Genomic DNA, 26,361 nt, shown 5'->3' on the forward strand with positions numbered 1-26,361 from the left:
CTTCCTCTCTCAACGCTTGGCGCCCAGGAGTTCCTTGAGGAGCGCCACGAGGTCTGGGGTGGTGACCGGATCTTCGCCGAGGGGGACGTAGGCTTTCTTGGCGTCGACGATGCGGATGCGGCCCTTGTGGCGTTTGGCGAGGGTCTCGATCTTCCGGGCGTTGCGGTAGGTGAAGACGGCGTACTCGCCCTCGACGTGGATGCGGTCGATCTTCCAGCCGCCGGCGAGGATGCGGATCTCGGCCTCGGCCAGCAGGTTCTCGGAGGGCTTCGGGGGGGGGCCGAAACGGTCGTTCAACTCCTGGCGGAAGTCGGCCAGATGGTCGAGGCTGCGGAGGCGGGCAAGGCGGCGGTAGAGCTCCAGCTTGAGGCGCGGGGCGGGGACGTAGTCGCGCGGGAGGTAGGCGCGCCACTTCAGCTCGACGGAGCAGTCGAACATCGGCTTGTCGGGCTGCTTGGTCGCGGAGCGCACGGCCGATTCGAGCAGCGTGCAGTACAGCTCGTAGCCGACGCTCTCGATGTGGCCCGACTGCTCGGCCCCCAGGATGTTGCCGGCGCCCCGGATCTCCAGGTCGCGGAGGGCGATCTTGAACCCGGCGCCGAGCGAGGTGAACTCCTCGATCGCCTTGAGGCGCTTGACGGCGTTGGGGGTCACGGAGCGATCCGATTCGAGCATCAGGTACGCATAAGCGCGATGCTTGAAGCGTCCCACGCGGCCCCGGAGCTGGTGGAGGTCGGCCAGGCCGTACTTGTCGGCCTCGTTGATGAAGATGGTGTTGGCGTTGGGGATGTCCAGGCCGCTCTCGATGATCGTGGTGGCGACCAGCACGTCGAACTCGCGGCGGATGAACCGCATCATCGTCCGCTCCAGCGTCTCGCCGGCCATCTGGCCGTGGGCGAACTCGACCCGGGCCTCGGGGACGATCGACCTGATCTTGTCGACGATCTGCTGGATGTCGTGGATCCGGTTGTGGACGAAGTAGACCTGGCCGTTGCGGTTCAGCTCGCGGTTGATCCCGCGCTTGATGGTGTCCGGGTCGAACCGGAGGATGCGGGTCTCGATGGCCTTGCGGTCGGAGGGGGGCGTCTCCAGGTTGGAGATGTCGCGGATGCCCAGCAGGCTCATGTGCAGGGTGCGGGGGATCGGCGTGGCGGAGAGGGTCAGGACGTCGACGGTCGACCGCAGGGTCTTGAGCCACTCCTTGTCCTCGACGCCGAACCGCTGCTCCTCGTCGACGACGATCAGGCCCAGGTCCTTGAAGGCGACGTCCTTCTGGAGGATCCGGTGGGTGCCGATGAGGATGTCGACCTTCCCCTCGGCGGCCCGCTTGAGGATGTCCTTGACCTCGGACTTGGGGCGGAAGCGGTTGACGGCCTCGATGACGAACGGGAACTCCCCCATCCGCGCGGCGAAGCTGCGGTGGTGCTGTTCCGAGAGGATCGTGGTGGGGACGAGCACGCCGACCTGCTTGCCGGCGTCGACCGCCTTGAACGCCGCGCGGATGGCGACCTCGGTCTTGCCGTAGCCGACGTCCCCGCAAATGAGGCGGTCCATCGGCCGGGTCTGGGCCATGTCCTCCTTGATCGATTCGATCGCGGCGAGTTGGTCGGGGGTCTCGTCGAACGGGAAGGCGGCCTCGAACTCGGCCATCCAGTGGCTGTCCTCGGCCGGGTAGGCGAACCCCGGCTGGCTGGCGCGGTCGGCCTGGATGTCGAGCAGCTCCTGGGCCAGGTCGACCACGGCGTCGGCCACGCGCTTCTTGCGCTTCTCCCAGGCGGAGGAGCCGATCTTGGAGAGCGGGGGCGCGATCTTGCCGCCGCCGACGTACTTCTGGACGAGGTCGATCTTGGCGATGGGGACGTAGAGCCGGGTCTTCTCGGCGAACTCCAGGAGGAGCGTCTCCTCGGCGTGCTCGTCCGTCTTGTCGACGAACTGCAGGCCGAGGTAGCGCGCGATCCCGTGGTTGACGTGGACGACCAGGTCCCCCTCGTTCAGGTCGAGGAAGCTGTCGATCGCGCGGGTCTCGTAGCGTCGTCGCGAGGTCGTCCGGCGGACGTCGGCGCGGGCGAACAGCTCGTGGTCGGCGATGACGAGGGTGGCGGCGTCGGCGAGGTGGAAGCCGGCGCGGATGCGCCCCACGGCGGTGGTCAAACGGCCGCCCCGAGACGGCTCGGAGTCGGCGAAGATCTCGCCGAGCCGTTCGGCCTCGGCGGCGTTGTGGCAGGCGATGAGGACGCGATCGTTCCCCGCGACCGACTCCAGCTCGGCCTTGACCTTCGTCAGCTCGCCGGAGAACCGCTCGACGCTCTCGATCCGCAGGTGGCAGGTCGTCTCCAGCGAGTCGGCCGCGAGGGCGGAGAGGGCGATCGTCGGCCGTCGGATCAGGCGTTCGAACGTGCTCTCGACCGAGTAGAGCCCCCGGAGGTCCTCGGCGCGGGCGAGGTAGTGCCGGCCTTCCTCGCGAAGGTCGGCGGGCTCGAACAGGACGACCCAGGTCCCTTCGGGGAAGGCGTCGGTCGCCGGGCCGAAGTCGTCGAGGTGGGCGTCGTCGAACGTCGGCGGGACGGCGATGGTCACGTTCTGCCAGCGGTCGAGCGAGCGCTGGGTCTCGGCGTCGAAGGGCCGGATGGACTCGATCTCGTCGCCGAAGAACTCGATGCGGACGGGGTCGGAGGCGTCGGTGGGGAAGACGTCGAAGATGCCCCCCCGCATGCTGAACTCGCCGGGGACCTCGACGACCTCGACGCGCTGCATGCCCCGATCCATCAGCCACGACCCCAGCTCGTCGATCGGGGCGACGTCGCCGACCTCGAGCCGGCGCGACATCCGGCGGAGGACGTCGGGCTTGGGGACCGGCTGGAGCAGGGCCTGGATCGACGTGACCACGACCTTCGGCGGCAGCCCGCCGGCCAGCCGGCCGACCGCCCGGACGCGGGCTCCGAAGACCTCGTCGCGGGCGTCCTGCTCGCGAGGCAGCTTGTCCCAGGCGGGGAGGACCTCGGGGGCCAGGCCGGAGAAGACGGCGACGTCGTCGCGGAAGTCGTCGACGTCGCCGACGTGGGGCAGGACGACGACCAGGGTCGCGGGAGCGTGCGGCGCGAGGGCCGCGGCGATGAGCCCCGAGGCCGAGCCCCAGGCCCCGTCGATGGTGGCGGCCCGGCCGTCCCGAAGCGCGGCGACGACCTCGGGGAAGCCCTCCGCCTGCTGGATCAGCCGCGTCAGGTCCTTCAGGTCGCCGGCCTTGTCGGGCGCGGCGACGGGTGCGGGAGCGGGGCGTCTCGACGAAACCCTGGGCATCGGAGGCTCTTCGCGGGGAAAACGTCGCCGCCGATCCCGCGGATCAGGACGGTCGCCTGGTCGGCTTTCATTCTAGGCGAACGGTCCGCCGCCGCCTACTCGACCCGCGTCTGCAATCGCCGCGCCGATCGGCTTCGAACACGAGCGCCCCGCGCGGCCGCCGTCGGGGCGGGGGGCGTGGGGTGGGCGACCTGGGCCCGGGGACGGGCCGCCCGCCTCGCCATCCGGTCGAGGGCGTCGATCAGGTCGTCCATGGCGCAGGGGAGGTCCAGGCAGGCCGCCGCCCCGGCTTCTCGCGCCTGGGTGACGGCGGAGCGATCGGCGAAGCCCAGCAAGGCCAGGACCGGCCCCAGCCGGGAGCGACGTTCCAGGCGCTCCTCCCATCGCGGCTCCAGGACGGGCACGTCCCAGACCGTCAGTCGGGGGCCGTCCGCGGGGAGGTCGCCGTCCGGGCTCGCGGCGAGGGTGGGGGCGTCGGCCGTCCGATAGCCGCCCCGGTCGCAGGCCTCGCGCAAGACCTGGCGCAGCTCGTAGTCGGTGCTGACGACCTCGACCGGGAGCGTGTCGGCCGGCGTCCGCTTCGCCCGCGCCGGGACGCAGCCGAGCATGCGTTCGAGCTGACGGGGGAGCGTCTCGGCCGCGGTGGCCTCGGGGGTGACCAGCTCGACCAGGCTCGCGCAGCGCTCGATCTCGGCGTAGCGGACGAAGGGGCTCACGCAAAGCACGATGCGGGGCCAGTCCTCAGCCTGCAGCCCGCGTCGGAGGTCTTCCAGGCGGGAGACGTCGGCGGCGGTGAGCCGCGATCGGTGGAGGACCAGGATCTTCGGCCTCGCCCCGGCCTCGAAGGCCCGGCGGGGGAGTTCCGCCCCCTGCTGCTCGCAGGGGATCAGGTCGAAGCCGGACAGCGCCTCGGCGATGTCGGCGACCCAGGGGTCGCTCAGGTCGCCCGCGAAGCCGATCGTCGGAGCGGTCGTATCCATCGGCGTCCCTCCATGTCCGCCCCCACCCGTCGGCGTCGCGCAGAGCGAGACCGAGAGTCGAGTGGGGATATCCCTACCACGTTCCGTCCTTCCAGGCAACCGGGAATCGCCGCGTCGCCGCCGCGTCGGGCCCGGGGAGTCGATTCCGAGAATTTTCGTATCCGAGGGCCTTCCTCCGGGCATGATGAGAGGACCGACCAGTGCGAGGAGACGCCATGAGCACCGATCCAGGGGTTGCGACCCGAATCCAGACGCTGTTCGAGTCGGGGACGTTGAGCGGGCTCTCGGGGCGCGAGCTGCTCGACCGATTCGCGACGCACGGCGACCAGGCCGCGTTCGAGGCGATCGTCGCCCGCTACGGGCCGATGGTCCTGGGGGTCTGCCGACGCCTGCTGCGCGATCCCTCGGACGTCGACGACGCCTTCCAGGCGACGTTCCTGGTCCTGGTCCGTCGGGCCAGGTCGCTGGGGACGGACGACGTGGTCGCCGCCTGGCTGCACGGCGTCGCCTCGCGGGTGGCGCGGCGGGCGCGGGCCGACCGAAGTCGGCGGGAGGCTCGCATGCGGACCGGCCTCGACTCCGATTCCCATTCCCATTCCCATTCGGTCGCGCCCTCGTCGCCCGACTTCGCGCTGAAGGCGGTGATCGACGAGGAGATCGAGCGCCTGCCGTGGAAGTACCGCGCCCCGGTCGCCCTGTGCTACCTGGAGGGGCTGACTCACGAGTCGGCCGCGAGCCGGCTGGGCTGGCCGCTGGGGACCGTGAAGGGCCGCCTGGCTCGCGCCCGGTCGCTGCTGGGCTCGCGTCTGACTCGTCGCGGAGTCTCCACCAGCTCGGTCGCGATCGCGGGCTCGCTCGCCCTGGATCGCCTGGGACGGGCCGCTGTCCCGAACCCACTTCGCCTGGCCGTCGTCCGCGCGGCCCTTCGGATCGTCGGGGGGAGTCCCTGGCGATCGGTCGTCTCCCTTCCCGTCGTCCATCTCGCCCAGGGAGTCCTCACGTCCATGATCTTCACGAAATTGAAGTCCGCCGGGGCTCTCGTCCTGGCCTTCGGCCTGCTCGCCGCGGGGGCCCAGGTCGCCGCCCGCCAGCCGGGAGACGAGCCCCGGCCCGATGTCGAACAAACCCGACCGCCGGCGACCAGGCCCGAGCCCGAGGTCGCGCCCATGCTCCAGGGCTTCGTGGGGCGGGTGCCGGTTTCGACCCCCTCGCCGGAGGACCGATTCCTGGACGCCGCCCGGCGCGCGTTCCTGGAGGCGGCCGAGGACCACGCCGGCGGCCGGGCCTCCCTCGATCGGGTCTACCGGGCGTCCCGGCTCCTGCTCGACGCGCAGAAGGACCGGGCGGAGACCGAGGAGGGCCGCAAGGCCGCGTTCGCCGAACACCTGGATCGGATGCGCGTGGTGGCGCAGGCCGACCTTTCCCGCGCCTCCGGCGACGCGGGCTCCTCGCACTTCGCCGAGACCCGCGCGATGCTCGCCGAGGCCGAGCTTTGGATCGCTCGGGGCCAGGACGAACGGCGCCCGCCCCAGCCTCGGGACGGCGGCACGAGCGACGCGAAGGGCGATCCCTCCGATGCGGAAGGGGAGCGGAACCCGAAGTCGGCGGCGATCCTCAAGAAGCTGGATCAGCCTCTCGCCATGAACTTCCCCAACGAGACGCCCCTGGAAGACGTTCTCAAGTACGTCAGGCAGGCGACCCAGGGAGAGCACGACGCCGGGATCCCGATCTACGTCGATCCGCTCGGCCTCAACGAAGCCGACAAGACCACGACCTCGCCGATCTCGATCGACCTCGACGGCGTCCCGCTCAGGCGGACGCTGCAACTCCTGCTGAAGCAGCTCACCCTGGTGTATTTCGTCGAGGACGGGATGGTCGTGATCACGTCGACCGAGTCGGGCCGGAACGGCCTCGGCCCCGAGATGGCCAGCCCGTCCCCCCTGGAGCAGGAGCTCGACAGGGCCTCCCGAGGCGAGATGACCCTGGACGAGCTGAAGGCCTTCTCCGAAAAGCTCAAGGCCATCCAGGAGGTTCGGACGCTCAACGAGAAGTTGAATTCGAGCCCGCCTTTTACCGGCGGCGGGATCGGCCCGCATTCGCCTTCGACGCCCTCGCAGTGAGGGCCGATCGGGCTTGACCCGGACCACGAGGCGAGGGCGACTCGCCGAGCTTTTTCGAGACTCCTCACTCAACTCCACCACCTTGAGGGGCCGGGAGACGGCACCCCAGGATCTTCCGTCAGAATTCGGTGGGGCTAGGTGAGGAGTGTCGCTATTTCCGAATCGTTTTCGACGAGTCGCCCGCGTCTCAGAGCGGCTCGATCTCCACCTCGGATTCCAGGCGTTCGACGGTCTCGGGGTCGATCGCGCCGGCGTCCCAGACGGCGGCGTTGGCGGCGGCGCAGGCGACGGCGTGGCGGAGGATCGCCTCCGGTTCGGCCCGCTTGAGCCAGGCGTCGACCAGGCCGGCGAGCATCGAGTCGCCCGAGCCGATCGGGTTCCTGACCTCGATCTCGGGCGGGACGGCCTCGTAGAGCGTCTCGCCGAACTGGATCAGGGCCGGGTCGGGGCCGTCGGTGACGATCCCGCAGGCGACCCCCCGGCGCTTCCAGTCGCGCAAAAGGCCGACGACGTCCTCGTCGTCGACGGTGCTCCGGCCGAGCCGCATCGCGGCCTCGCGGCGATTCATCTGGATGGCCGTGGGCCAGAAGCCCCAGATGGCCTCCAGCGCCGGGCCGTAGGTGTCCAGAAAGACCGGAATCCTGCGGGCGCGGGCCAGGGAGATCAGCTCGCTGTACACGCCGTGGGTCGTGTGGGACGGGCTTGACCCCGAGAGCGTCAGCGCCTCCACGCCGGGCTCGGACAGCGCCCGCTCGACCCGGGCGACGAGTTCGTCGGCCTCGGCCTGGGCGATCTCCGGGTCGGGGTCGAAGAACGCGGTCTGATCGGTCGTCCCCTCGGTCGCGACCGTCAGGATCACCCGCGTCGGCGAGTTCGTCTCCACGAGGATCGGGTCTAGCCCGTCCTCGCTCTTCAGGAGGGAGTGGCAGGTCTCGCCGGCGGCCCCCCCCAGGAACGTCACCGGCGTCGCCGACCGCCCCAGCCGCTTCAAGGCCCGGGCGACGTTGTTCCCCTTGCCGCCGACCACGTCGCGGATCGCCTTGCCGCGCACCGAGTCGCCGGGCTTCCAGGCCGGGACCACCAACGTCCTGTCCAGACACGGATTCAACGTCACGCACAAGATCATAAGAATCGAACCATCAAGGGATGGGATGAATCTTGCGGATCGGGCGGACCGATTCCACCCTGTCGACCAGCCCCCCATTGTCGCGGCCGACGCCCGAAGGGCAACCGTCGAGCCCCGAAACTCGGGAACCGCGCGGGTCGCCGGCGCCTATCGAGACCCCCCGGCGCGCGATACGCTCCGGTTGGGATTCCTTCCCGGATCGAGGGTTATCGCGATGAACGGCACGCCGGTACGTCGGGGATTGGGCTTTCGAGCGTGGGTCGCGTCGTTGGCGGTCGGGGTCGTCCTGTCGGGGCGATCGCAGGCCGAACCGCTGAAGGTCTACGTCTCCAACCGGGGCGATGACGCCTGGTCGGGACGGATCGCCGACCCGAAACCGGGGGGCGGCGACGGTCCCCTGGCCACGCTGGAGAAGGCCCGCGACGTCGTCCGGGGCCTGAAGACGCTGCCCGAGGCCCGCGAGGGGATCGAAATCCTGATCCGCGACGGGGCGTATCCCCAAGCGCGGACGCTCCGATTCGACAGGGAGGACGGCGGCTCGGCGGCGGCCCCGATCGTCTATCGCGCTTTCCCCGGTGAGCGGCCGATCATCCGAGGCGGCCGCGCGATCGAGGGGTTCGCCCCACATGAGGGGAAGGTCCTCAAGGCCGACCTGAAGGCCCAGGGGTTCACCGACCTTGGATTCCGCGAGCTGTTCTTCGACGGCGTCCGCCTGCCGCTGGCCCGATACCCGAACTTCGAGGCCGACAACCCCTACGGCGGCGGCTGGGCGTTCGCCGACGGCGAGCGCGTGCCGATGTACCAGGACGTGCCCGGCGAGGTCCGCAACACGCTCCATTACAAGGCGAAGGACGCGAGGGGCTGGAAGAAGCCCGAGGAGGTGGAGGTCTTCGTCTTCCCCCGCTACAACTGGTGGAACAACATCGTCCCGATCCGTTCGATCGACGCTGAGAAGCGGCTGATCACGCTCACCGCCGACGCCTCATACCCGATCCGTCCCGGCGACCGCTATTACTTCCGGGGAGGACGGGAGGATCTGGACGCGCCCGGCGAATGGTACGTCGACCGTGAGTCCGGCGTGCTCTACCTCTGGCCCCCCGCGCCGCTCGACGAGGGCCACGTCGTCGCGGCGCCGGTGGTCGAGGACCTGATCCGGGTGGAGCCCGGCGCGGCGCACCTGACTTTTCGGGGCCTCACCCTGGAAGCCTGCACCGGCGCGGCCGTCTCGATGCAAGGGACGGAATCCTGCGCCGTGGCGGCCTGCACGGTCCGGGGTGTCGGCGATTACAACCACGGCGCCCTGAGCGTTTCCGGCGGCTCGGGCAATCGGATCGTCGGCAACGACGTGTCGGACGTCGGCTCGCACGGCGTCTCCCTGAGCGGAGGCGATCGGGTCTCGCTGACCTCGGCCGACAATCAGGCCGTCAACAATTACATCCACCACGTCGGCGTCCTGTACAAGCACGGCGTGGGGATCTCGATGGAAGGCGTCGGCAACGTCGCGGCCCGAAATCTGATCCACGACGGCCCGCGCATGGGGATCCTGTTCAGCGGCAACAATCTGCTGCTGGAAGGCAACCACATCCGCCACATGAACCTGGAGACCGAGGACACCGGCGCCGTCTACACCGGCGGGCGGGACTGGATCTCGTCGCGAGGGACGGTCATCCGCCACAACCTGATGCACGACATGCTCGGCTTCGGCAAGGATTCCAGGGGACGCTGGGTCTCGCCCCACTTCGCCTGGGGCGTCTACCTGGACGATAACACCGGAGGCGTCGACGTCATCGGCAACATCGTCTATCGGTGCTCGCGGGCCGGGCTGCATCTTCACAACGGCCGCGACAATCGCATCGAGAACAACATCTTCGTGGATAACGGCCCGCAGCAGTACGAGTATTCGGGGTGGACGGTGAACCACTCGTACTGGAAAGACCACCTGAAGACGATGCTCGAAGGGTACGCGAAAGTGATCGACAGCCCGGCCTGGAAGGGGATGCGGGGGATGTCCACCCGTCCCCAGGACGCCCCCTTGCCGGACGGCCGGATCATGACCGGCAATGAGTTCGTGCGGAACATCGTCGCCTACGCCGACCCGGACGCCGCCCTCGTCCGCACCAACGACGTCCCGTTCGATCACAACACGTTCGATTACAACCTGGTCTGGCATCACGGCCTGCCCATCAAGACCGGCCAGCGCAAGGCCGGGGCAGTCGTCTCGGGCGAACTGGTCCCCAACGCCGATTTCGCGCGCGGGGAGCTTGGCGAACTCCCGACCGACTGGCAGTGGCAGATCCGCACGCCGACTTCCAAAGCCGGGCTCGTGGACGACGGCGGCGAACGGGCGCTTCGCATCGAGGCCGCGTTCGACGAGTCGAAGGAGCGGGACAACTACCCGATCGTCGTCAGCAGCCTGTTCCCGGCGAAACCTGGAAGCAGCTATCGCCTGCGAGCCTCGTTGCGCGCGTCGAACCCCGACGTGCGCGCGCAGGTCATGCTGCAAGGCTACGAGGCGGGTGCCTTCTTCTGGGCGAACTCTCCGAACGAGGCGAAGGTGGGGACCGAATGGAAGGAGGTCGAGTTCGTCTTCGCGATCCCGGCGCCCGGCCGGTCGGGTTATCACCCGACGATGAAGGACTTCCGGGCGCGGATCGACTTCCCCGCGAAGGAGGGCGCCCTGTTCGTCCGAGACGTCTCGATCCACCAGGTCGAGACGCTCGACGAGTGGGCGTCGTGGCGGGCGATGGGGATGGACGCGCGTTCGATCGTCGCCGATCCGGGATTCGTCGATCCCGCACGCGACGACTTCCGGCTCAAGCCCGATTCGCCCGCGTTCCAGCTCGGCTTCAAGCCGATCCCCGTCGAGTCGATCGGGCCCTACCAGGACGAACTGCGGGCGTCCTGGCCCATCGTCGAGGCCCCCGGCGCGCGCGAGCATCCGGTGCGGACGCCTGAGAGCGTCGACTGAGAGTCTTTGGCTTCTCCGGACCATAACGTCCTTCCCCCCTCGCGGGCTTTCAGGGGGAGGTATCGATTTTCATCAATACTTCGGGGGGCGGGGCGGCGTCGCGCGGCGGGCCGGGCCAGGGCTCCGGGAGGAAGCGGCCGGCGGGGTCGGCCCCCCCGATCCAGGCCCGCAGGACGGCGGCGCCCCCCAGCAGGAAGGTCGACCAGCGCCGGGGCTTGGGGGCGGCGGCCGGCCCCGGCCCCGGCTCGGGCTCGGGTCGATCGGCGGCGTCGGCCGCGCCGCCGACCTCCAGCGTCCACAGGGTCGCCAGGGCCATCGCGGCCCACAGCCGGGCCGCCCGCGCCGGGTCGGCCATCCGGCTCCGCTCCCACCGCCAGCCGTCGCTCTTGATCTTCTTGAACGAGCACTCGATCCAGGCCCGCACGGCGTACCAGGACGCGTCGGCCTGTTCCGGCGGCAGGTCGGTGAGGATCAGCCAGGGGTCGGCGCGGCCCTCGTCCCACCGCGCCAGCAGCGTGCAGTCCAGCCGCGCCTCCTTCGTCTTGAAGGCCTGGCCGCGGGCCCGGAACCGGGCCCCGTGCCGCGGGGCCAGCTCGGGCATCCGCGCCCATCGGCCCCCCTGGGGCCGGAAGCAGCCCCGGGCCCTGGCCCGCATCAGCGGGTGCCAGCCCAGCTCGACGATCGCCCGGAACAGGCCCGACGACTCGATCCCCCGGTCCGACAGGACGAACACGCGTCGGTCCGGCCCGACGTGCTCGCGGAGCAGGCCCAGGAGCCGCTTCCAGTGCGGGTTCCAGGCCCCCGGCTCGTTCCCCGGCAGGACCGCCCAGGCGACCGGCACGGCGCACGACCGGTAGAGCGCCGCGACGCACAGGACCGTCATCCGATCGCCCAGCGCGGTGGCGTCGACGGCCAGGGCCAGGGGGCCGTCGCCCCAGCTCGAGAGGACCCAGCCCAGCAGCGGGCCGAAGCAGGCCTCGGGATCGAGCTCGCGGCGGGACCGGCCCCGCTTCGAGGCGGCCGGGCGGTAGAACTCGCGGAGCCGCTGGCGGACCGTGCCGGGCCCCACGTCCAGCAGGGCCGCCAGGTGGACGGCCACCCGGTCCAGCCCGCCGCCGCGTGCCAGGATCATCCCGAGGCTGTACCAGGCCAGGACCCGGGCCTGGCATCGCGACAGCGTGGGGAACCGAGTCGCGACGCGGTCGGACCAGCGGTACAGTAGTTCGGGGCGGGGCATGGCTCCTCCCGGTCGAACAGCGGTCAGCCCTGGTAAGCCGTCCGCTATAAACCGGGACCGTGCCCCGTTCCACACCCCTCTCCCATAAACCGGACGAAATACCTCCCCCTGAAAGCCCCTCGCGGGGGAAGGTGGTCCGAAGGACCGGATGAGGGGGAAGACGAGCATGAGAGCCGTCGGCGTTTCGGGCGGCCGATCTGCGAATCCCGATGGCCTTTGCGCTCGTCCCCCCCCTCATCTGACGCCTTCGGCGTCTGTCTTCCCCCGCCAGGGGGGAAGATCGTTATTGAACACGGAGCCCGCTGGTGATTCGGGCGTCTGGACATCGAATTCCGACGGCGCTCGTGCTCGCCCTCCCCTTTATCCGACCCCTTCGGGGCCTGCCTCCCCGCGAGGGGGGGTGGCGTCGGAGACCGTGCCGACTTGACCTTCGGAGACCGACTCTGGTCAAGCGGCCCAGTCGGGCCGGGTCAGGCGCGGAGGCCCCGGCGTTGGTCCCAGTAGAAGAAGATCCCGACGGCGCCGGTCAGGAGGGCGACCAACGCCAGCACGGCGAAGGCGCCCGACCAGCCGAAGGCCACGGAGACCTTCGCCATGAACAGCCCGGAGAGCATCGCGCCGATGTAGCTGACGCCGTCGATGATCCCGGCCGCCGCCGCCGAGCCCTTCTTGCCCCCGAAGTCGAGGGCCACGGCGCCGGCCAGGAATGAGTACGGGCCGACCAGCAGGAATCCGATCAGGGCGACGACCGCCGCCGGCCCAAACGCCGTCCCGTGGGGGACCCTGATCGCCAGGAAGAACAGGGCGACCGTCGCCGCAAGCAGTCCGGCCGCGATCACCAGCGCCCGGCCCCCCCGGCCCAGCCTGTCGCTCAGGAATCCCACGAGGAGGACCGAGATCCCCCCGAAGAACGGGAACCAGGCGCTCTTGTCGGCGGCCTCGGCGTCGGTGAAGCCGAGGTCGTCCTTGAAGTAGAGCGGCGTCCAGTTCTGGAACGTCTCGCGAAGCAGCGTCAGGCCGATGGAGAGCAGGCAGGCGCACCAGAAAGCCCGGCTGCGGAACAGCGGGCCCAGGATGCTCGCCAGCCCGCTCGACTTCGCCTCCGCCCCCTCCCGGCCGAACAGGTTGTCCGGGTTCGGCTCGGGCTCGGGCTCGCCCACGTCCGCCGGGCTCTCGCGCAGGAAGATCAGGTTGAGGACGAACATCGCCCCCAGCACGGCGGCCGTCGTGCAGTAGATCCCCCGCCAGGTGAAGTCGTAATCGAGGAGGATCTTCATAAACTTGCGCGAGAGCGCGTCGCCGAACAGGTAGCTGAGGCTGACGAAGCCCATCACCGTCCCGAACCGGTTGTACGGGAACCATCGCGAGACCACCCGGACGATCCCCACCCAGCCCAGCGATTGCGCGAATCGATTCCCCACCGAGGTCGCCAGGAAGGCGGGGAGCGTCCCCCCCAGCGCGAACGCCAGGGTGAAAAAGATCGAGCCCAGCATGCCCGCCAGGTAGATCCGGCTGCCCCCCAGGCGGTCGGTGACGCCGCCGCCGAGGAACTTGCCGGCCGCGTAGGCGAGCGCGCCGATGGTGATGATTGAGCCCAGGCCGATCTTGGCGTCGTCCGGGCTCATGCCCCCCCGCGCCAGCTCCTCGCGGATCATCGGGGCGCAGACCGGGAAGTTCGACCGGCAGAAGTAGTACCCCGTGTAGCCGGCCATCAGGAGGGCGACGGTCGCGACCTGGCGGCGGGCCAGGCGGGGGTTGCGGACGGGGGGCGCAGCGTCGGTGGTCACGTCGGATCCCTGGAGTCGGCCTCGGGCGACGCGGTCGTCGCGCGACGCCTGGGTCACGTTCGGGGGAATTCGCGGCCTTCGAGGGCCTCGATCGCCAGGCGGAGCGGCTCGGGGACGCGGGTCGGCCGTTGGGCCTTGTAGTCGAAGACGACCAGCGTGGACGTCCCCTCGGCGGCGAGAGCCCGCTGATGCTCGCTGAAGATCTTGTGCTCCAGCGTGATGCTGGCGACGCCGATCCGCGCCACGCGGACGCCGACGTGGACCGTGTCCGGGTACGTCAACTGCCGTCGGTAGTCGTTGGCGATCGACGCCAGGATCGGCCCGATCCCGGCCTCCCGGTGCAGGGTCATCAGCCCGACCTTCTCCGCGTAGGCGATCCGGGACGTCTCGTACCAGCGGAAATAGGTGACGTGATTGACGTGGCCGAAGGGGTCCTGTTCACCCCACTGCACGGGGAGCGCGACCGCCACGCGGAAATCCGCGAGCAAAGCCCGCATCTCGGTCGACGTGCTCATCGCGATCCGGCGCCCCTGGTGGTCACGTCCCGACGTCGCCGCGCCCTCGGCGCGACTTCCGGGAGAGGCCCCGATGATAACGTCCGCCCGCGCCGGAGTCGACGGAGGGGCGCCGCCTCGTCTCAGGTCGGCGACTGCCGCGCCCTCGCCTCGGAGTCGGCCATCCGCTTCTTCCAGACCTCGATCAGGGCCATGCTGACGGCGACGATCGCCGGGCCCAGGATCATCCCCGAGAGCCCGAAAATCGCCAGGCCGCCCAGGAACGACAGCAGCGCGGGGACGTCGTGCATGCGCATCCGCTGCCCGACCAGCCGTCCGTAGACGAAGTAGCCGAGGATGACGAAGGTGAGCAGCCCCCAGCCGACCAGCACGCCCGCCGCGAGCCATCGCCCGGTCGCCGCGAGGTAGACGGCGGCGGGCCCCCAGATCAGGCCGGCGCCCACGATCGGCAGGACGCTCAGGACGAACATGACCATCGTCCAGAGCACCGGGGCGGGCAGGCCGATGAACCAGAACAGCAGCCCGAAGCTCCCCGCGCTGAGCACTCCGGTCACCAACGTGGCGTAGAGGTTGGCGTGGACCGAGTCGCCGGCGCGGTGGATGATGAAGTCGCTCTCGGGCCGGGTGATCGGCAGCAGATCCTGGACCTCGCCGAGGAACGCGCGAGGGTCGCGGAACAGGTAGTAGAGGATGAACGCCGCGACCAGGAACTGGATGGCCGCCACCGCCGACACCTGGGTCAGCCCGGAGACGTACTGGGCGAGGAAGCCGGCCGACTGCCTCGCCTGCTCCTCGACGTCGAACCCCTTGTCCTTCAGCCAGCCCAGCCCTCGGCCCACATACGGGACCCTGGCCATGGACGCCTCGACCCCGCCGTCCTCGTCCGTCTGCTTCTGCAGCTTCTTGACAGCGGCGCCGGCCTCGGCGGCGAGGTTGTAGACGGTGAAGCCGCCGATCCCCACGATCAGGGCCACCACCAGGCTCGTGCTCGCCGCGGCGGCCACCGACGGCCAGGGGATGTAGCGACGCAGCCGCACGTGCATCGGCCAGGCGAGGATCGCCAGCGCCACCGCCCAGGTGATCGACGGCAGGAACGGGACGGCCAGCATCACGCAAAGGCCCAGCAGGACGACGGTGAGGGCGACCATCGCGAAGATGCGGAGCCCTTCGCCGGCCTTGGGCCGGCCGGCCGGTGCAAGCTCGGTGGCCGCCCCCGTGGGGCGATCGCTGTCGGATGTCATGGTTCGGCTTTCTGCTCTCGGAAGACCAGGGGCGGTCGGCTCCGGCTCGCCATCGGCGGCGGCGGACGCGACGGCGCGCGGCGGCCCGCGGACGAGGCCGTCCGCGCGGGTCGGCGATGCCGCGCGACACCCTTCGGCAATATGAAAATCGGATGCCGACGGCGAACCGAATTTCCAATCGGCGAGCAGCGGCTCAGTCCGGCTGCTTCCAGAGCAGGGTCCAGTGGCGGTCGGAGGTCCTCGACACGCAGCCGGCCGGCAGGCCGACCGTGGCGGCGAGCATGGCCGCCTCCTCGACGGTCAGCGCGGCGTGGAGCGAGGCGCGGAAGAGTTCGCGGGCCTCGGCCGACTCCCCGGCGGCGTACTGCTCGACGAGCGCCGCGAGCGTCTCCTCGTCGTCCGGCCGGGCGAGGTCGCGGATCATCAGCGTGCCGCCCGGCTCGAGATGCTCGAACATCGTCGCGAGGGCGGGGGCGGGGTCGGGGATGTGGTGGATGATGGTGTTGGAGATCACGGCCTCGAAGCGGGCGTCCCCCAGCGAGTGCGGGAGCTTGGCGTCGCCGGGGATGAACCGGATGCGGTCGGCGAGGCCGGCCTCCTCGACGTTCCGCGCGGCCCGTTCGAGCATCGCCGGGGCCAGGTCGACGCCGACGATCCGCGCCATCGGGTCGGCGAGGGCCAGCGCGATGGGGATGCGGGCGGTGCCGGTCCCCACGTCGACGATCTCGCCACCCCGGCAGGGTCCGTGGGCGGCGAGGAAGTCGGCCGTGAAGCGGTCGTTGACCGCCCGATGATCCATCGCGTCGTACTGGGCGACCTCGTCGGGCCCTTCCATCGACTCGGGTTCGAGGATGCGCGGGATCATCGGGCGGCTCCTTGGCTCAAGGATCAAGGATGGGGACGCAAGCTCAGAGGGCGCGGAGCGCCTTGTAGGCTTCTTCCAGGCAGGCCCGGACGTCGTCGGCCGGGTTCTCCTCGTTCTCCTCGTACTCCAGGGCGACGAGGCCCTTGTAGCCGTTGGCGGCCAGGACCTTGAACAGGCCGGGGTAGTTGAGGTCCCCCTTGCCCAGGATGGTGAAGTGCTCGGCGTCCTTCACGTCCTTCAGGTGGACGCCGAAGACGCGGTCGCCGAAGACCTCGGCGGCGCGGACGGGGTCTTCCTTGGAGCGGAGGAAGTGGCCGGCGTCGATGCAGCAGCCGATCCTGGGGCTGTGCCCCTCGATCGCCTTGGCGATGACGTCGATCTTGTCGTAGCGGTGACCCGGCCCGTGGTTGTGGATGCCGACGCCGATGCGGAACTCCTCGACCAGCTTGTCCAGGTCGTCGAAGCTGTCCGGGTCGGGGTCGGCGGAGAGGTACTCGATCCCCATCTTCTTGGCGAACTCGAACGGCTTGCGATTGTTCGGGTCCCCCTTCTTGAACGGGATCACGCCGTAGCCCACCACCTCGACGTCGGCCCGCTTGAGCAGGGCCTTCGTCTTCTCGATGGCGTCGGCGTCCTCGGTCATGGGGATGTGGCCGGGGTAGGCTTCCCAGTAGTGGATGCCCAACTCGCGGGAGACGGCCAGGGCCTTCTCGACGCTCGACTTACCCCCCTCCTTGTAGCCCCGGAGCGAGTAGCTCTGGAGGCCGAGGCGGAAGGGCGCCTTGGCGAAGGCGGCCCCGAGCGAGCCCGCCCGCAGGGGGCGTCCGGCGGCCAACGCGCCGAGCGCTGCGAGGCCGCCGCCCAGGAGGCCGCGTCGGGAGAGATTCGCGTCGCGTTGCGTGGACATCGTGGGATTCCGTGGGTTCCAGCAGGCCGAAGGGGCGAACGAGCCGCCCGACGAGGGACGGCGAGACGCCCCGCCGCTCACCCCCGCTCCTGCCTGCGAGGCTACCCCACCGCCAGCCACGTCGCCAGGCCCTACCCCAGGCGGGATGCGTCGCCCCCGAAGGTTCGACGGATCCCCCGGCCGCCAAGAAGCCAGTCGCTCCTCGAGTCGGCCCCGACTCCTCCTCACCCTTCCCAACAACCCCCAACCCTCGACCGCCCCCGATCCCGCCCGCGCTCCCGGAGTTGCGGGTTGCCTGGCTTGGATGCCCGGCAAATTGAACCGGCTCCGCGCCCCCCTCGCGCCGGCTCCCCGACTTCTCCAGACCATCCTTCTCAGGCGCCTGGCCCGCTCCGACCTCCTGATCTCGTCGGTGATCATGGATCGCATCGCGGTCGGCTCCAAACCGGTCGTCGATCCGCCCTGAAGTCCTGAAGCATCTCTTCGAGATCTTCGACCGTCTCGAAAACGCTCGTTTTTGAGATCATCCGTCGAGGGATGGGCGTTCGTCTTCGCGTGGCCCAGTCGCCGGACCTCGGGATTGTTGGGCACGCCGACCATGCCGAATAGGTATCGCATGCGTCGTCCGTATCGACGGATGAGAGTACGGCTTTCGCAAAGCCAACGGCCGTGTCGAGTAGGCCGGACACAAGCTGGCAGCTAGCCGAGCCCGCGACGTCGGGGTTCTAAACGGCGCTCATACCCTCGTATTCCCAGTCCAATCGGTGCCGCAATTGTTGCACTATCGCTTCCCAATTCGGCCCTGTTACGGACGACACATAGTTACGCAAAACACGGTCAATACTCTCCGGCTCGAACGATTCGACGATGAATCCCCGAAAGGTTCGCTCCCCCCGAGCCCTCGCGTGCGAAGCCATAGACGGCGTGGACACGTTCGCCTGGAACATCTCGGAGCCTGGCTCTGCCTCGGGGCCGATGTCCAGCGTGAAGCAGCCGTGTCCATCCTGCGGCTGAGTTCGGTCCGCCGAGACGAACGCGTCCCAGTCGAGAAAGTCGTTCGGCTGGATTCCTTTCAGTTCAGCTCTCATGCCGTATTGCATCCAAGCTCAGCAGGCCGGCCCGCCGAGTGGTATCTCGATGATACCCGAGGAGTCGGCCCAATGATTGGCTCCCGACCGCCGTGCCAGCGAAGCTCTACCTCAAATGCCACCGCCGCGGTTGGTCGCAACGGTCCGGGTCGGCCCTGTCCCTACCCCAGCCCCTAGGTCCAAGGATGCGCCCTCGGACTCTGTCTCAAAAACGCTCGTTTTTGAGACGGGGCCAACGGCCTCGCAAGGGTCGCCAATCGTGCCACATAGGGTGTCGCCCGGAGCAGCCATATGCACATAAGAGAATGGACTTCCGCGGAGGGCACAGGGCATGTCGGGTAGGCTAGTCGCTAGTTGGCTGGATAAGGTCGGGCGAATCAACCATTGGCGACAGTGACGAATGCCTTCCCATGATCCAACGCCCACTTCAACTGGTAGACGAGAGTCTGTCGCCCTTCTTCGATGCTCGGATCGTCGTGAGATAGATCCACATCGGAGAGCCGCTTGTACTCGTCGGCTACCTGCGGGGGGGGTGAGGAATCGCACATAGGGGGTGTCGCCCCAGGCGGGCACGGGCAGCGGCAACTGGCCGTTGAGCAGGGGCGAATCGATCTCCAGGTCTTCCGGGTCGCCAACCTCGTCGAAGTCGTCTTCCGGGACGGGGATGACCTCTCCGAAGTACTCGGACAGGATATCGATGGCGTAGCCGTAGAGGAAGCGTGACCGCTCGGGGGCTCGGCAGTCTCCGTCGATGAGGTCGGCCAAGGCTTGCCGTAAGGAATAGCTCGGCGGCTCGTCTTCCTGGAGGTCGAACGACTCGATCGTGCTGGCGGCTGCCTCGACGATCCTCCCTAGCAAGTCGCCGTCTCGGGAGCCGAACGCGGCCCGCATAAGGTCGAGGTCTACGGCATAGGCAGTACCGTTGATCGCCATAGTCATCTCTCCTACCGAGCGGGGATTCTCCGTTTCGCTCGAATATCCTACAAGCCACCAACCACGGATGGAACACGCCCCCGTTGGGTCGTTCGGACGTGGCTTTTGACACTGCCATCATGGATATACCCCAAGCGGCACGAGGTCGATACCCCCCTCGTGGCGACCGGCTTGACCGTCTCAAAAACGCCCGTTTCTGGGACGCCTGGGAAAGAGACCGCGAGACCAGGCACGCAGGGCCGAAATCCGTCCCGATAATCGTCCCACAATCAGCGTCTCGAAACCTTGCCAGTCCGGTTGAGTTATGAGACGAATCCTCGGTGCCTGCGACGTGGAGCGCCATGCCGATCGGGGGCGCCCGAGTCTCGACCCAGGAATAGAACCTAGGAATAGGCTTTGGTGGCCCTGCACTTTGGTCGGGTCGGTTTGGACGAGGCAGATGGGGGTTGGACGGTGACTCGGAAAGGAAAGATCGAAGGCTCTCTGTCGGAGGCATCGACCCCCGGAGTCCGGCCTGGGCATGGCCAGGTCGACGAGGGGCGGGTGGGCTCCCTCGGCGCGCGGGGAAACGGGGGCCGCGTCCGAGCGAAAAGCGTGGCGGGTCGGGCTGAGAGCGTCGGTGTTCGAACCGGCCGGGGGCTCGAAGTGGGCGTGGGGGTGGGGGTCTTGGCTTGCCCCACGGCACGGATTCAGGCCGCTTGTGGACGTCGGAACGGCTCGGGTATGATCCCGGTTGGCGGTGGATGGCTGCGTCGCGACCTGAGTCGAGTCGAGGAGGCGTCATGGATCCCACGCGCGAGAGTTTCGGGACCCTGATCCCCGTCGGGGGAGGGGACCCCATCCCACTGGTCAAGGCGGAGCTGACGGTCGGTCGGCGGCCGGCCTGCGACATCCGGCTGGATTTCGAGAACGTCTCGGGCAAGCACGCGGTCCTGACGCTGATCAACGGGCTCTGGCACGTCCGGGACATGGCGAGCACCAACGGCACGAGCGTCAACGGCTCGCGGCTGAGCAGCCCGCATTCGGTCATGCCCGAGGACGAGGTGGGTTTCGCCGGACACCTCTTCACCCTGGACTACGTCCCCAGCGGCCCGGAATCGCTGATCTCCAGCCACCAGACGCTGGAGGAGGACGTGCAGGACGAGCGCCGGCGGCACTCGCTGATGGAGCTGGCCGGGCTCGACACGGACGCCAAGGCCCCGCGCGTCAGCCGGCCCAAGACGGCCCCCGTGGCGATCGAGCGGCTCTCGGTCGACGAGGCCGAGTTCGACGACACCGTCCCCAAGCACTTCAAGCCCAAGCCCGCCGCCAAGGCCAAGAAGAAGGCCGAGGATGAGGACGACTTCCTCAAGCTGATCGAGGACGAGGTCGTCAAGAAGCCGGAATGATCCACATTCCGAGCGGGCCGACGAGAAAGTTTGGTCGGTCGACCCGGGAACGTCGCTTAACTTCGACATGAGATGAGGCGGCTCCAACATCCCGGGCGTCGAACTTTTTCCGCGTCGGCCGTGCCGGCGCCTGACGCTCCGGGGTCGGACGAGACGCCTCCCATCTTGAACGGGAGACGAACGCGATGAACACGCTGAGCAAGTCCCTTCTGGCGTTGGGCCTGGCGGCCCTGATGACGGCTCCCGCCTCGGCCCAGCAGCGGCGCGGCCCCGGCGGCCCCGGCTTCGGTGGCCGCGGCCTGGGCGTTTCCATGCTCCTGTCCAACTCCGGCGTCCAGGATGAGCTGAAGCTCGACGACGCCCAGAAGTCGAAGGTCCAGGAGGTCGCGGCGGCGGCCCGCTCGAAGTTCGAGGCGGCCCGCAGCGAGACCGAGGGCCTGCAAGGCCAGGAGCGGATGGCCAAGGTCCGCGAACTCACCAAGGGCGTCGACGCCGAATCCCTCAAGGCGGTCTCCGAGGTCCTCAAGCCCGAGCAACTCGCCCGCCTGCACGGCATCCACTACCAGGTCGCCGGCGCGTCGGCGTTCCAGGACGAGGCGCTCCAGAAGAAGCTCGACCTGACGAGCGAGCAGAAGTCGGCCGTCGACGAGATCATCACGGCGTCCAACTCCGAGCTTCGCGGCCTGTTCCAGGGCGGCGGCGGCGACCGCGAGGCGATGATGAGCAAGATGGCCGAGCACCGCAAGGCGACCCTCGCCAAGGTCGAGGCCAAGCTCACCGCCGAGCAGAAGGCCGAATACGCCAAGCTCCTCGGCGCCCCGTTCGAGCTCAAGTTCGAAGGTCGCGGCCCCGGCCGCTGATCGACGAGCGAGGTCGAGACCGAGACCGAGCCAGTCCGACGCAAGCCTTCGCGGGCGGGGAGGGTCCATCCCGGACCTTCCCCGTCCGCGTCGTCGTTTCGTCGTCGGGTCACTCGACGGTCACGCTCTTGGCGAGGTTCCGAGGCTTGTCGATGTCGCACCCCTTGAGCCGGGCGACGTGGTAGGCCAGGAGCTGGAGCGGGACGACCGCCAGGAGGGGCTGGACGACCTCGGGCGCGTCGGGGATGGGGAGCACGTGCTCCGAGAGCCTCGCCAGCTCGGCGTCCCCCTTCACTCCCACGCTGACGACCGGGCCGCGGCGGGCGCGCACCTCCTCGATGTTGCTCAGCGTCTTGGCGTGGAGCGGGCCGCGCGGGGCGACGAAGACGGAGGGGGTGTGGGGGTCGATCAGGGCGATCGGGCCGTGCTTCATCTCGGCCGTGGGATAGCCCTCGGCGTGGATGTAGCTGATCTCCTTCAACTTCAAGGCCCCTTCGAGCGCGACCGGGTAGTGGATGTCGCGGCCGAGGAACAGGGCGCTCCGCGCGTGGACGAAGTCCTCGGCGGCGGCCTCGATCAAGGGTTCGGCCCCGAGCGCCTCGTCGATCAGGTCCGGGACCGATTCGAGGGCCGCGACGATCGCCGCCCCCTCGGCGAACGAGAGCTGTCGCAATCGGCCGAGGTGCAGCGCCAGGAGGGTCAGGACGGCGACCTGGGCCGAGAAGGCCTTGGTGCTGGCCACGCCGACCTCGGGGCCGGCGTGGAGATAGACGCCGCCGTCGGTCTCGCGGGCGATGGTGCTGCCGACCGTGTTGACGATCCCCAGCGTCGGGTGGCCGCGGCGTCGGGCCTCGCGGAGCGCGCCCAGGGTGTCGGCCGTCTCGCCGGACTGGCTCAGGACGAACACCAGCGTGCGGTCGTCGAGCGGCGCGTTGCGGTAGCGGAACTCGCTGGCGTACTCCACCTCGACCGGGAGGTGCGCCAGCCGCTCGATCAGGTATTCGCCCACGAGCGCCGCGTGCCAGCTCGTGCCGCAGGCCGCGAAGACCACCCGGCGCACGCGACGGAGCTGGCGGGCCGTCAGGTTCAGGCCCCCCAGCCTCGCCGAGCCCTCGGCGGGGACGATCCGGCCGCGGCAGGCGTTGAGGACGGTGTCGGGCTGCTCGCGGATCTCCTTGAGCATGTAGTGGGCGTGGCCCCCCAGCTCGACGGCGTCGGGCTTCCAGTCGATGCGGTCGATCCTCGGCGTGATCGGGCCCCGGTCTCGGTGGCGGATCTCGAAGACGTCCGGGGTCAGTCGGACGACCTCGCCGTCCTGGAGATAGGCGACGTTCGACGTGTGGGGGACGACCGCGACGGGATCGCTGGCGAGCAGGTGCTCGCCGTCGCCCACGCCGACGACCAGCGGGCTCCCCAGCCGCGCGCCCAGGAGCTCGCCGGGTCGGTCGGCCGTCACGATCGCCAGGCCGTAGGTCCCTTCCAGGCGAGGCAGGACGCGGAGCAGGGCGGCCATCGGGTCGTCGCCGCGCTCCAGCTCGCGCGCCATCAGGTGGGCGACGACCTCGGTGTCGGTCTGGCCGGTGAAGACGAAGCCCTCGGCCTCCAGCTCGCGACGGAGCTCCGCATGGTTCTCGATCACGCCGTTGTGGACGACGGCGACCGAGCGCCGGCCCGCCCGGCCGCCGACGTGGGGATGGGCGTTCGCGTCGGTCGCCGGGCCGTGGGTCGCCCATCGCGTGTGGCTGACGCCGTTCGCCGCCTTCAGCGGCTGGCGACGGAGCAGGTCCTCCAGGACGGAGACCCGCCCGGCCTGCTTGCGGACCTCCAGCCGGCCGCCCTCCACGGCCGCGAGCCCCGCGCTGTCGTAACCTCGGTATTCGAGCCGGCGCAGCCCCGCGACGAGGATCGGGCCGGCTTCCCTGGTCCCCGTGTATCCGACGATCCCGCACATGGTCGAGGCCTCCGCGCGTCGGTCGGTCGGTCGGTCGGACGGTTAAGGCGACGGCCGTGCGGGCCGTCGACCCCCAAGGCTTCTATACTCGGCGAGATCGTCATGTGTCAATGGATGGGCCGCGGCCTTCGGGCGGTCCGCGGAAATTCCTCAAGTTCGCCGGGGAAAGTGCGATTGACAGGAAAGTCCGAGCGACCGATACTTTCGCCGACGGACCGGGGCGACCGGCCCCTACACCAAAAAGGACCCTCCACCGGATGGCGCCGGGTCCTTGGGAGCCGGGTGGGAACGCTGGCTGATTCTCGCCCGACGATCGATCTCTCTCGCCCGATCCGCATTCGGACGCTGTTTCGCAACCTAGGGACGAGCCCACAAGGACGGGGGCCTGGCGCGCAACGCATCGCGACGTTGAAAGCCCGTCACAACTTGTCGGCCCTTCTGTCTGACATCTGACGACCCGATCGATCGGCGCTCCAGGCGCGTCTCGAATCTTCACCACGGATGGAACCTGCCATGCGAATCCTCGTCACCGGCGGCGCCGGCTACGTCGGCTCCACGTTGGTCCCGATGCTCCTCGAACAGGGCCATCGGGTCCGGGTCATGGACAACCTTCGGTTCAGCGGCCAGGGGCTCCTCCCCTGCTGCCAGAACCGCCACTTCGAGCTCCAGCAGGGGGACGTCTGCGACCCGGCCGCGGTCAAGAAGGCCGTCGACGGCGTCGACGCGATCATCCACCTCGCGGCGATCGTCGGCTATCCCGCCTGCAAGAAGGAGCCCCAGCTCGCCCAGGCGATCAACGTCGAGGGGACGCGCAACCTGCTGGAAGCCCGCTCCCAGGACACGCGGTTCCTGTTCGCCTCCACGGGGAGCATCTACGGCTCGATCCCGGACTACATCTGCAACGAAGACACGCCGCGGTCCCCGATCACGCTCTACGGCGAGACCAAGGCCACGTCCGAGGAGCTGGTGCAGAAGGCCGGCAACGGCCTCTCCTATCGCTTCGCGACGGCCTTCGGCGTCAGCAACCGCATGCGGCTCGACCTGATGCCGAACGACTTCACGTACCAGGCCGTGAAGAATCGCAACCTCATCGTCTACGAGGGCGGCTTCAAGCGGACCTTCGTCCACGTCCGCGACATGGCCCGCTCGTTCATCTTCGCCCTGGAGCGCTGGGACGACGTGAAGGACGACGTCTACAACGTGGGCCACGAGAGCATGAACTTCACCAAGGAGGAAGTCGCTCGCAAGGTCCTGGAGCATACGGACTTCTACCTCCACTTCGCCGAGGTCGGCACCGACGCCGACAAGCGCAACTACGAGGTCTCCTACGAGAAGATCCGCGCCAAGGGGTTCGAGACGACCATCGACCTCGACCGCGGCATCTCCGAGCTGGTCCGCGCCGCCCAGCTCATCTCGTTCCAGAACCCGTTCGCGAACGTCTGAGCGATCGCGAGTCGTCCGGGGGGGCGCGTCGCGACCCTCCCGGGCCTCCTTCGCCGCCCGACGCGTCAGGCCCCGCCGACGCGTCTTCGCGGACTCTCTCCCCACACCCTGATTTCCATCCTCCTTGCGGGCCGCGACGGTCCGGGTGAACGACTCCCATGGTGAACCGCAAACTCTGGTTTCGCGGCGGCCCCGAGGCGGCGCGGCCGGCGGCGCAGCGCCCGCACGCCTTCGGAATCGCACAGGACGCGACGGCCGACGAACCCGAGCCCGGACCGGCTCGAGTGCGGCCGGGCAAGCGGATCCTCCTCATCAACCAGTACTACTGGCCCGACCACGCCTCCACGGCGCAGCACCTGACCGACCTGGCCGAGTCGCTGGCCGACCGCGGCTTCGAGTGCCACGTCCTCTGCGCCCAGAGCCGCTACAAGCCCGGCGACCCGGCGCCCCCCGCCGAGGAAGTCCACAACGGCGTCCACATCCACCGCGTGCCGGCCACCTCGCTGGGGCGCAAGAGCACGCTGAGCCGGATGACCGACTACCTGAGCTTCTACGCCCGGGCCGTCGTCAAGGCGTTCCGACTCCCCCGCTTCGACCTCGTCGTCACCCTGACCACGCCGCCGATCATCGGCCTGGTGGGGACGCTCCTCCGTCGCATGAAGGGCTCGACGCACGTCTGCTGGAGCATGGACCTCCACCCCGACGCCAGCCTCGCCCTGCGCCGGATGTCGCCCCGCAACCCGATCGTCCGGTCGCTGGCCTGGCTGAGCGACGCCGTGCTGCGGCAGGCCGACCGCGTGGTGGTCCTGGGCCCCTACATGGCCGACCGGATCCTGATGAAGAGGGTCCGGCCCGACCGCATCGTCACGATCCCGGTCTGGAGCCGCAAGGACGAGGTCTACCCGGTCGCCCACGCTTCGAACGGCTTTCGGAAGAGGCTCGGGTTCGGCGACGAGCTGGTCTGCATGTACTCCGGGAACCTGGGCCTGGCCCACACGTTCGACGAGTTCCTGGAGGCGGCCCGGCGGCTCCGCGACAAGAAGGACGTGGTCTTCCTCTACATCGGCGGCGGACCCAGGCTCGCCGAGGTGAAGGCGGCCAAGGAGCGAGACGGGCTCGACAACGTCCGCATCCTGGACTACGTGGCCCGCGAGGAGCTGCACCTGTCGCTGTCGACGGCCGACGTCCACCTGATCTCGATGCGGCCGGAGATGACCGGGATCGTCGTGCCGGGCAAGCTCTACGGCATCATGGCGGCCGCGCGACCGGCCCTGTTCGTCGGCCCTCCCCACTGCGAGTCGGCCGACCTGATCCGGCGCTCCGGCGGCGGCTTCGCGGTCCCCTTCGGCGACGCCGACGGCGTCGTCGCGGCCCTGGAACGGCTCCGCGCCGACCGCAACCTCGCCCGGCAGATGGGCGAGAAAGCCCGCCACGCGTTCATCGCCTCGCACGAGATGGGGCCCTGCTGCTACCAGTGGTTCGAGCTGGCCCGAGGCCTGGTCACGCCCACCAGGCCGGCCTCGCACGCCGTCGCCGTCCCGTCGAGGGCGGGGGCGATCGAAGTCGGCTGAGCCCGGACCGGACGAGACGGCCTCCGGGCCTCGTCGAAACGTATCGAAGATCGTCTCCAGCCTCAGTCTCTCGGGAGGAACGCG

Annotated in this window: 19 protein-coding genes; 7 read left to right on the top strand and 12 right to left on the bottom strand. The window is 69.3% G+C overall.

What is annotated here, in order from left to right; translation table 11 throughout:
* Positions 1-9: 9 nt before the first annotated feature.
* Together mfd and VT85_RS04960 are read right to left on the bottom strand one after the other, a co-directional pair.
* Positions 10-3,297, bottom strand: a complete 3,288-nt coding sequence (gene mfd / locus VT85_RS04955; protein ID WP_068411407.1) for a transcription-repair coupling factor — start codon at positions 3,295-3,297, stop codon at positions 10-12.
* A gap of 95 nt (positions 3,298-3,392) precedes the next feature.
* Positions 3,393-4,277, bottom strand: a complete 885-nt coding sequence (locus VT85_RS04960; RefSeq protein ID WP_068411409.1) for a hypothetical protein — start codon at positions 4,275-4,277, stop codon at positions 3,393-3,395.
* A gap of 215 nt (positions 4,278-4,492) precedes the next feature.
* Here VT85_RS04960 and VT85_RS04965 point away from each other — a divergent pair, with 215 nt between their 5' ends.
* Positions 4,493-6,397, top strand: coding sequence for an RNA polymerase sigma factor (locus VT85_RS04965; RefSeq protein ID WP_068411412.1), 1,905 nt, complete (start codon positions 4,493-4,495; stop codon positions 6,395-6,397).
* Between the two features lie 187 nt (positions 6,398-6,584).
* On the opposite strand, the gene VT85_RS04970 is transcribed toward VT85_RS04965, so the two are convergent.
* The gene (locus VT85_RS04970) at positions 6,585-7,511 is read right to left on the bottom strand and encodes a 1-phosphofructokinase family hexose kinase (RefSeq protein WP_197491095.1); all 927 of its coding nucleotides are present in this window, start codon (positions 7,509-7,511) and stop codon (positions 6,585-6,587) included.
* A 226-nt stretch (positions 7,512-7,737) separates the two neighbouring features.
* On the opposite strand from VT85_RS04970, the gene VT85_RS04975 reads away from it, so the two are divergent.
* Positions 7,738-10,491, top strand: a complete 2,754-nt coding sequence (locus tag VT85_RS04975; protein WP_068411421.1) for a right-handed parallel beta-helix repeat-containing protein — start codon at positions 7,738-7,740, stop codon at positions 10,489-10,491.
* A 49-nt stretch (positions 10,492-10,540) separates the two neighbouring features.
* Here the strand turns inward: VT85_RS04975 and VT85_RS04980 are convergent, their stop codons facing one another.
* The 6 genes from VT85_RS04980 to VT85_RS05005 all read right to left on the bottom strand — a co-directional run bounded on the left by VT85_RS04980 (position 10,541) and on the right by VT85_RS05005 (position 17,043).
* A complete protein-coding gene (locus VT85_RS04980) occupies positions 10,541-11,728 on the bottom strand; it encodes a transposase (RefSeq protein WP_068411429.1) in 1,188 nt (395 codons plus the stop codon).
* Between the two features lie 470 nt (positions 11,729-12,198).
* A complete protein-coding gene (locus tag VT85_RS04985) occupies positions 12,199-13,515 on the bottom strand; it encodes an MFS transporter (protein ID WP_156512682.1) in 1,317 nt (438 codons plus the stop codon).
* 53 nt (positions 13,516-13,568) lie between these two features.
* Complete coding sequence (locus VT85_RS04990; RefSeq protein WP_197491096.1) at positions 13,569-14,030, bottom strand: acyl-CoA thioesterase; 462 nt, start codon at positions 14,028-14,030, stop codon at positions 13,569-13,571.
* A gap of 122 nt (positions 14,031-14,152) precedes the next feature.
* Positions 14,153-15,271, bottom strand: coding sequence for an AI-2E family transporter (locus tag VT85_RS04995; protein ID WP_068411436.1), 1,119 nt, complete (start codon positions 15,269-15,271; stop codon positions 14,153-14,155).
* A gap of 193 nt (positions 15,272-15,464) precedes the next feature.
* Positions 15,465-16,136 carry a class I SAM-dependent methyltransferase gene (locus VT85_RS05000; protein ID WP_068411439.1) on the bottom strand — a complete coding sequence of 224 codons (672 nt, stop codon included), beginning with the start codon at positions 16,134-16,136 and terminating at the stop codon, positions 15,465-15,467.
* A 43-nt stretch (positions 16,137-16,179) separates the two neighbouring features.
* Positions 16,180-17,043 carry a sugar phosphate isomerase/epimerase family protein gene (locus VT85_RS05005; RefSeq protein ID WP_068411442.1) on the bottom strand — a complete coding sequence of 288 codons (864 nt, stop codon included), beginning with the start codon at positions 17,041-17,043 and terminating at the stop codon, positions 16,180-16,182.
* A 304-nt stretch (positions 17,044-17,347) separates the two neighbouring features.
* Here VT85_RS05005 and VT85_RS27360 point away from each other — a divergent pair, with 304 nt between their 5' ends.
* Positions 17,348-17,509, top strand: coding sequence for a hypothetical protein (locus tag VT85_RS27360; protein WP_156512683.1), 162 nt, complete (start codon positions 17,348-17,350; stop codon positions 17,507-17,509).
* Positions 17,510-17,768: 259 nt separating this feature from the next.
* Here the strand turns inward: VT85_RS27360 and VT85_RS05010 are convergent, their stop codons facing one another.
* On the bottom strand, positions 17,769-18,131 hold the full coding sequence (locus tag VT85_RS05010; RefSeq protein ID WP_197491097.1) for an Imm8 family immunity protein: 363 nt from the start codon (positions 18,129-18,131) through the stop codon (positions 17,769-17,771).
* Between the two features lie 111 nt (positions 18,132-18,242).
* On the bottom strand, positions 18,243-19,064 hold the full coding sequence (locus tag VT85_RS27365; RefSeq protein WP_156512684.1) for a hypothetical protein: 822 nt from the start codon (positions 19,062-19,064) through the stop codon (positions 18,243-18,245).
* A 782-nt stretch (positions 19,065-19,846) separates the two neighbouring features.
* Between VT85_RS27365 and VT85_RS05020 the strand changes: the two genes are divergently transcribed.
* On the top strand, positions 19,847-20,452 hold the full coding sequence (locus VT85_RS05020) for an FHA domain-containing protein (protein ID WP_068411451.1): 606 nt from the start codon (positions 19,847-19,849) through the stop codon (positions 20,450-20,452).
* Between the two features lie 185 nt (positions 20,453-20,637).
* Complete coding sequence (locus VT85_RS05025) at positions 20,638-21,312, top strand: hypothetical protein (protein WP_068411454.1); 675 nt, start codon at positions 20,638-20,640, stop codon at positions 21,310-21,312.
* Between the two features lie 109 nt (positions 21,313-21,421).
* On the opposite strand, the gene glmS is transcribed toward VT85_RS05025, so the two are convergent.
* A complete protein-coding gene (glmS, locus tag VT85_RS05030; protein ID WP_068411456.1) occupies positions 21,422-23,263 on the bottom strand; it encodes a glutamine--fructose-6-phosphate transaminase (isomerizing) in 1,842 nt (613 codons plus the stop codon).
* Between the two features lie 513 nt (positions 23,264-23,776).
* Between glmS and VT85_RS05035 the strand changes: the two genes are divergently transcribed.
* A complete protein-coding gene (locus VT85_RS05035) occupies positions 23,777-24,706 on the top strand; it encodes an NAD-dependent epimerase/dehydratase family protein (RefSeq protein WP_068411459.1) in 930 nt (309 codons plus the stop codon).
* A gap of 158 nt (positions 24,707-24,864) precedes the next feature.
* Positions 24,865-26,277, top strand: a complete 1,413-nt coding sequence (locus tag VT85_RS05040) for a glycosyltransferase family 4 protein (protein ID WP_082858367.1) — start codon at positions 24,865-24,867, stop codon at positions 26,275-26,277.
* Positions 26,278-26,361 lie beyond the last annotated feature (84 nt).

Origin of the sequence: Planctomyces sp. SH-PL62 (assembly GCF_001610895.1) — a bacterium.
GTDB lineage: Bacteria > Planctomycetota > Planctomycetia > Isosphaerales > Isosphaeraceae > Paludisphaera.